The sequence below is a fragment of the Castellaniella sp. genome, assembly GCF_034007085.1.
In the GTDB taxonomy this organism is placed as follows: Bacteria; Pseudomonadota; Gammaproteobacteria; order Burkholderiales; family Burkholderiaceae_B; genus Castellaniella.
The window spans coordinates 1-6,135 of sequence record NZ_JAVERO010000127.1 but is presented as its reverse complement, the minus strand read 5'-3'; the positions used below and the strand labels follow the sequence as shown (position 1 = coordinate 6,135).

5 protein-coding genes, 1 pseudogene and 1 CRISPR repeat array are annotated in these 6,135 nt (G+C 64.6%); of the genes and pseudogenes, 3 read left to right on the top strand and 3 right to left on the bottom strand.

Annotation, left to right across the window (positions count from 1 at the left end; translation table 11 throughout):
* A pseudogene (locus RBR29_RS10030) lies at window positions 1-454 on the bottom strand (TerC family protein); the annotation flags it as partial.
* Between the two features lie 12 nt (window positions 455-466).
* Window positions 467-1,249: an inositol monophosphatase family protein gene (locus RBR29_RS10025; RefSeq protein ID WP_320348969.1), complete on the bottom strand. Its 783-nt coding sequence runs from the start codon at window positions 1,247-1,249 to the stop codon at window positions 467-469.
* A 39-nt stretch (window positions 1,250-1,288) separates the two neighbouring features.
* Here RBR29_RS10025 and RBR29_RS10020 point away from each other — a divergent pair, with 39 nt between their 5' ends.
* Both RBR29_RS10020 and cysE read left to right on the top strand, forming a co-directional pair.
* Window positions 1,289-2,131, top strand: coding sequence for an RNA methyltransferase (locus RBR29_RS10020; RefSeq protein ID WP_320348967.1), 843 nt, complete (start codon window positions 1,289-1,291; stop codon window positions 2,129-2,131).
* Window positions 2,124-3,068, top strand: coding sequence for a serine O-acetyltransferase (gene cysE / locus RBR29_RS10015; RefSeq protein WP_320348966.1), 945 nt, complete (start codon window positions 2,124-2,126; stop codon window positions 3,066-3,068). Before RBR29_RS10020 ends, cysE begins: the two co-directional genes overlap by 8 nt.
* 48 nt (window positions 3,069-3,116) lie before the next feature.
* Here cysE and RBR29_RS10010 read toward each other — a convergent pair whose 3' ends face one another.
* On the bottom strand, window positions 3,117-3,965 hold the full coding sequence (locus tag RBR29_RS10010; RefSeq protein ID WP_320348965.1) for a mechanosensitive ion channel domain-containing protein: 849 nt from the start codon (window positions 3,963-3,965) through the stop codon (window positions 3,117-3,119).
* Window positions 3,966-4,353: 388 nt separating this feature from the next.
* Here RBR29_RS10010 and RBR29_RS10005 point away from each other — a divergent pair, with 388 nt between their 5' ends.
* Window positions 4,354-5,520, top strand: a complete 1,167-nt coding sequence (locus tag RBR29_RS10005; RefSeq protein ID WP_320348964.1) for a methyl-accepting chemotaxis protein — start codon at window positions 4,354-4,356, stop codon at window positions 5,518-5,520.
* Window positions 5,521-5,647: 127 nt separating this feature from the next.
* A CRISPR array of direct repeats spans window positions 5,648-6,095; the repeat unit is 28 nt; unit sequence TTTCTGAGCTGCCTGTACGGCAGTGAAC.
* Between the last annotated feature and the right edge of the window lie 40 nt (window positions 6,096-6,135).

Below are 6,135 nucleotides of genomic sequence, written 5' to 3'. Positions count from 1 at the left end.
CGACCATGCCCACTGCCGTGATCACCGAATCGACGGAGAACACGGCATCCAGGATGACGATCTGGGTGACGATCACCCAGAAACTGGCATGCAGGCGCGAACCCGAAGCGTGCTGGGTGCGGCCTTCGATGCGATCGTGCAGTTCGAAGGTGCCCTTGAACAGCAGGAAAAAGCCGCCGCTGATCAGGATCAGATCGCGCCCCGAGAACGCCAGGTCGCCCAGGCGCACCAGCGGTTCGGTGAGTTTGATCAGCCAGGACATCAGCGTCAGCAGGAACAAACGCATGACCAGCGCCAGGCCAAGCCCAAGCACACGGGCGCGGTCGCGCTGCCTGGGCGGCAGTTTATCGACCAGGATGGCGATGAACACCAGGTTGTCGATGCCCAGGACGATTTCCAGGACGATCAGGGTGAGCAGCCCCACCCAGGCGGCCGGATCCAGCATCCATTCCATCGTCGAGCCCCGTCAGGCGTGCAGATGCGACATCATCTGCGCGAATATCTTGGGCGACGCAGCCAGCACATTGCCCGAATCCATCCAGCCCTGTTCGCCCTGGAAATCGGCCAGCAGGCCGCCGGCTTCGAGCACCAGCAAGCCGCCGGCGGCCATGTCCCAGGGCTTGAGCCCGACACCGCAAAAGCCGTCCAGGCGGCCGCTGGACACCCAGGCCAGATCCAGAACCGTGGAACCCGTACGCCGCGCCGCCGCGCATTCGGCCAGCAGCGGCACAAAGGGCGAAGCCGCCGGCAGCGCCGTGGATTGAGGGATATGCGAGGCCAGCAGCGCATCGTGATAGCGCAGGCAGGTGGACACCCGCACCCGGCGGTCATTCAGAAAGGCCCCACTGCCCCGGCTGGCGGTGAACATTTCGTTGCGCGTGGGGTCGTAGATCACCGCATGGGCCGTCTGCCCCCGATGCAGCAATGCAATGGACACGGCATAGTGCGCAAAGCCATGGATGAAGTTCGTGGTGCCGTCCAGCGGATCGATCACCCATTGGAATTCGGTGTCATCCTGGCCGCCTTCGGCCTGCCAGCGGCCGGATTCTTCGGCCAGGATGCCGTGATCGGGATAGGCTGTGCGTAAAATGTCGATGATGGATTCCTCGGCCGCCCGATCGATTTCCGTGACGTAGTCCTTGGGCCCCTTGCGCGCCACGTTCAGGCGTTCCAGGTCCAGGCTGGCGCGGTTGATGATGGCGCCGGCACGGCGTGCCGCCTTGATGGCGGTGTTGAGCATCGGGTGCATAGGTTTCCAAAGATCACGGGTGACAGCCCTCTATTTTAAATGACTCTGCCAGTTTCCTCCGATCCCCCCGCCCGCACCCCGGACTTTTTCGACCGGGTGCGCTTTGTCATGGTCAGCCCCAGCCATCCCGGCAACGTCGGTTCCGCCGCCCGGGCGATCAAGACCATGGGGTTCCACGACCTGCGCCTGGTGGCGCCTGCCGACCCGGACATCCTGCGCCAGCCCGATGCGCTGGCCCTGGCCAGCGGGGCCGGCGACATCCTGGAACAGGTCCGCCTGCACGACACCCTGGCCGAGGCGCTGGGGCCCACGACCCTGGCCTTCGCCCTGACGGCGAGGGCGCGCGCCATCGGCCCCCCGCCCTGCGACATCCGCGAGGCCGCCACGCAATCGGCGGCCGAACTGGCCAGGACGAACACGCGCATCGCCATCGTCCTGGGCACGGAACGCACCGGCCTGTCCAACGAGGACATTTCCCTGTGCCACCGGGTCTGCCACATCCCGGCCAATCCGGCGTACAGTTCACTGAACGTGTCCCAGGCGCTGCAACTGGCCGCCTGGGAAATGCGCTATGCCCTGCTGCCGCTGGCCGGCGTGGCGCGCCTGCCCGACACCCACGCCCGGCACGATCCGGGGTCGGACCCGGCCAGCGGCGAACGCGTCCAGGCCATGCTGGATCATTTCGAGCAGGCCCTGCTGGCCGTGGGATTCCTGGATCCCCGGCATCCGAAAAAACTGTTGCCGCGCATGCGGCACATGTGGACCCGCAACCGGCTCAGCGCCGACGAAGTGGACATGGTGCGCGGCCTGTGCACCGCCATGATCCGCAGCGCCGGCCAGGCCGCGCACCCGAACGACCGGACACCCGAACGACATGTTTGATCAACTTCGCGAAGACATCGCCTGCATCCACCAACGCGATCCGGCGGCCCGCAGCCGCATCGAAATCCTGACCTGCTATCCCGGGCTGCACGCCATCCTGGTCCATCGCCTGGCGCATGCCCTGTGGCGGCGCGGCTGGTACTGGGCGGGCCGGTTCACGTCCCATCTGGGCCGCCTGCTGACCGGCATCGAGATCCACCCCGGCGCACGCATCGGCCGGCGCGTGTTCATCGACCACGGTTTCGGCGTGGTGATCGGCGAGACCGCTGAAATCGGCGACGACTGCACCATCTACCAGGGCGTCACCCTGGGCGGCACCCGGCTCTACAAGGGCGAAAAACGCCACCCCACCCTGGAAGAAGGCGTGGTCGTGGGCGCAGGCGCCCAGATCCTGGGCGGCTTTACCGTGGGGGCCCATGCCCGTATCGGTTCGAATGCCGTGGTCATCAAACCCGTGCCAGCCGGGGCGACCGCCGTGGGCAACCCGGCGCGGGTGATCCTGCCCAAAGACCATGCGGCAGCCACGACAGCGACCAGCAGCGAACCCGTACCGACGGCGGCAAGCCCGGACAGGGACACGGTGCCATCCGAGGCGGCCCCGACCGCCCCGCGCGCCGCCGCATCCCCCTGCCAGGATGAGTCCCCGATGCCGCAATCCGAATGGGCCGCCCGGCCCCTGCAGGAACTGCTGCAACGCGGCCGGGCCGAGCCGCCCGCCGCCGATGGCACATCTTCACCCGAAGACTTTGCCCCCTACGGGATCGGCCGGACGGACGACGACCCGCTGGTCCAGGTGCTGCACGAACTGATCAACCATACGGCCCAGCAGGATGCGCGCATCCAGCGCCTGTGCGCGGCCCTGGAAGACCTGGGCCAGCGCATCGACAACGGCCAGCATCCGCTGGATGCGGAACGCCTGAACCGGATGGTGGAATAGCGGCTTGACAGCCTCCCCAGCCTGAAGGCCGGAGATTCCCTGCGGCGCTCAGGCGCTGGCCGCCTTGTCCGGATGCTTCGCCAGCGGAATCGACTGCACCTCGCGCAGGGGGATGGGCGAACGCAGGCCCGCCTGGCGCAAGGCCAGAGGCGCCTGGCGATGCAGGTCAAAATACAGATCCCAGTATTTGTCGGCCCGCGCCCAGACCCGGATGTTCACCATGATGGAACTGTCCCGGTATTCCATCACCATCACCTGGGGGGCCGGGTCGGCCAGGACATCATCATGGCGGTCCACCAGCGCCTGCAAAGTGCCCAGCGCCGCATCCAGGTCGTCGTCATAACGTACCCCCAGCAGCATGTCCAGGCGGCGGGTCTTGTTGCGGCTGTAATTGGTGATCGGGCTGCCCCAGACCAGCGTATTGGGCAACAGGATGTGGATGCCATCGACCTGTACGAACCGCGTCATGAACAGGCCGATTTCGTCCACCGTGCCGGAACCCTGGCCGCCGATGGCGACGAATTCCCCCGCACGCACCGGCCGCAGCACCAGCAGCATGATGCCGGCCGCAAAATTCTGCAGCGTACCCTGCAGGGCCAGGCCGATGGCCAGGGCGGACGCCCCCAGCATGGCAACCAGACTGGCGGTCTGCACGCCCAGGCGCGCCAGCACGGCCAGCAGCACCACGATGCGCACCGCCCAGACCGTGACACTGCGCACGATCGGCACAACGGTCGGATCGATCCGGGAAGAACGATCCGCGATATGGCGCACCCAGCGCCCCAGCAGGTTGGACACGGCCCAGCCGATGACCAGGATTGCCAGGGTCACGGCCAGGTGCATCACGATGCCGCTCAGATCGGGCAGACCAGACCAGAAAGCCTGAAACTGTTCCATGGTTGCAGTCCTCAAGAATGTGCAAGACAGAGAGTGCCGATTTTACGGTGCTCCAGGCCTTTTCCGATCCAGTGCGCGGCACGTGCGTGCCCCACCGTCACGGATTTATCCACCCGATCTGTGGACAAGCCCATGGACAAGATCCAGACAGATCCGAGTATCCCCTATGTCTCAATGACTTAGCTTTGGTGGGTGGAAATCAGCCGCACCGGCTGATGCCCGCATGTTCCGTGATGATGGGTATTGATGTCCGGAAATGTCGGGCCGTGCCGGAGGCCGATATAGTGACCTGGCGCATTGCGCCCAGGCGTTCCCCTCGCCCCTCGGCGAGCGCCAAAGAAAATACATGAAACGCGCCGGTCCACACGCCACGCGACGGAGATGAGACATGAAGCATTTCTTTCTGACGCGCCCATTGCGCGTCCGACTGGCGCTGCCGACCCTGGCATTGCTCTTGCCCACCCTGCTGACTGTCGGCTGCACCCTGTGGCTTGCGCCACCACTGCCAGTGAACTTGCGCACCAGCCTGATCGGACTGGCGCTGGCGGCCATCCTGCTGACCTGGCTGGTCTACCGCGTCCTGCTGCGCATGGTCCTGAACCCCCTGCGAGACAGTGGCCAGCTGCTGCACCGGATTGCCGCCGGGGACCTGACGGCCTCGATCGAGGTCTGGACCCAGGACGAAATTGGGCAGCTGTTCCAGGGCCTGAAAAACACCCAGGACAGTCTGCGCGACATGATCGCCATGGTTCTGGAGCGCACGGGCCGCATGGTCCAGGGCGCGCGTGAGATCGCAGCCGGCAACCAGGACTTGAACATGCGCACGGAACAACAGGCGGCCGCCTTGCAGCAGACTGCCGCCAGCATCGAGGAGCTGGCCAGCACAACCCGACAGAATGCCGACAATGCCCGTCAGGCCAATGCACTGGCCAGCCAGGCATCGGACGTAGCCACGACCGGCGGACAGACCGTGGATGAACTGGTCCGGACCATGGAGGGGATTTCAGACAGTTCCCAGCGAATCAGCGAAATTGTCAGCGTCATTGACGGGATCGCATTCCAGACCAATATCCTGGCCCTGAATGCCGCTGTGGAGGCCGCTCGGGCCGGCGAAGAAGGCCGCGGCTTTGCCGTCGTGGCCGCCGAGGTGCGTGCCCTGGCCCAGCGCAGCGCCGCCGCGGCGCGAGAAATCAAGACCCTGATCGAACAGTCGGCCCTGCGCATTGAGGACGGTTCAAACCGCATGCAACAGGCAGGCCAGACCATGCAGGCCATTGTCACATCCGTTCAGCAGGTATCGGGCTTCATGGAAGAGATCACCGCCGCCACGGCGGAACAATCTGCTGGCATCGAACAGATCCACCAGGCCATGGCGCGGATCGACAACGTGACGCAGCACAATACCCAGCTTGTGCGACAGGCGGCCAACGCGACCGGCCTGCAGGAACAGCTGGCCGACGAGGTGAAGGATTCCCTGGCGGTATTCCGGCTGGGGATGACCAGCTTATCCACGCAGATTGTGGACAATTCCATGGACAAGTCCTGGGGGAATTGATTTCCCCTTTTCAGATCAAGGGGATGGGATCACGGATGACAAAATGACCGGGGAACGCTGGCACACTCCGTGGCCGATTCTGACCTATTGACGGGTTGGGTGGTTCGGGGTCGTGGTCATAGTCTGCTTTCTGAGCTGCCTGTGCGGCAGTGAACGCGGCGCGTACGACGGTAGCGGCATCGGCCACTTTCTGAGCTGCCTGTACGGCAGTGAACCTAGTCGGCGGAATTCTGGGGCTTATGTCCCTTTTCTGAGCTGCCTGTACGGCAGTGAACCGAGCGCATGACCTCTTGCACCGCGATTACGTTTTCTGAGCTGCCTGTACGGCAGTGAACTCCACCACGTTGTTCGCGACCATTCCCGCATCTTTCTGAGCTGCCTGTACGGCAGTGAACTGCCTATTACAGGCCATACGCCGCCAGGGTGATTTCTGAGCTGCCTGTACGGCAGTGAACGCCAGAGTGCTGCATGCCGCGCTTGAGCGAATTTTCTGAGCTGCCTGTACGGCAGTGAACACCAAGATCATCACGACCATCGCCGGCGTGTCTTTCTGAGCTGCCTGTACGGCAGTGAACTTTCAAACCCTTTTGCCCCGCCAGTCGGGGCTTTTCTGAA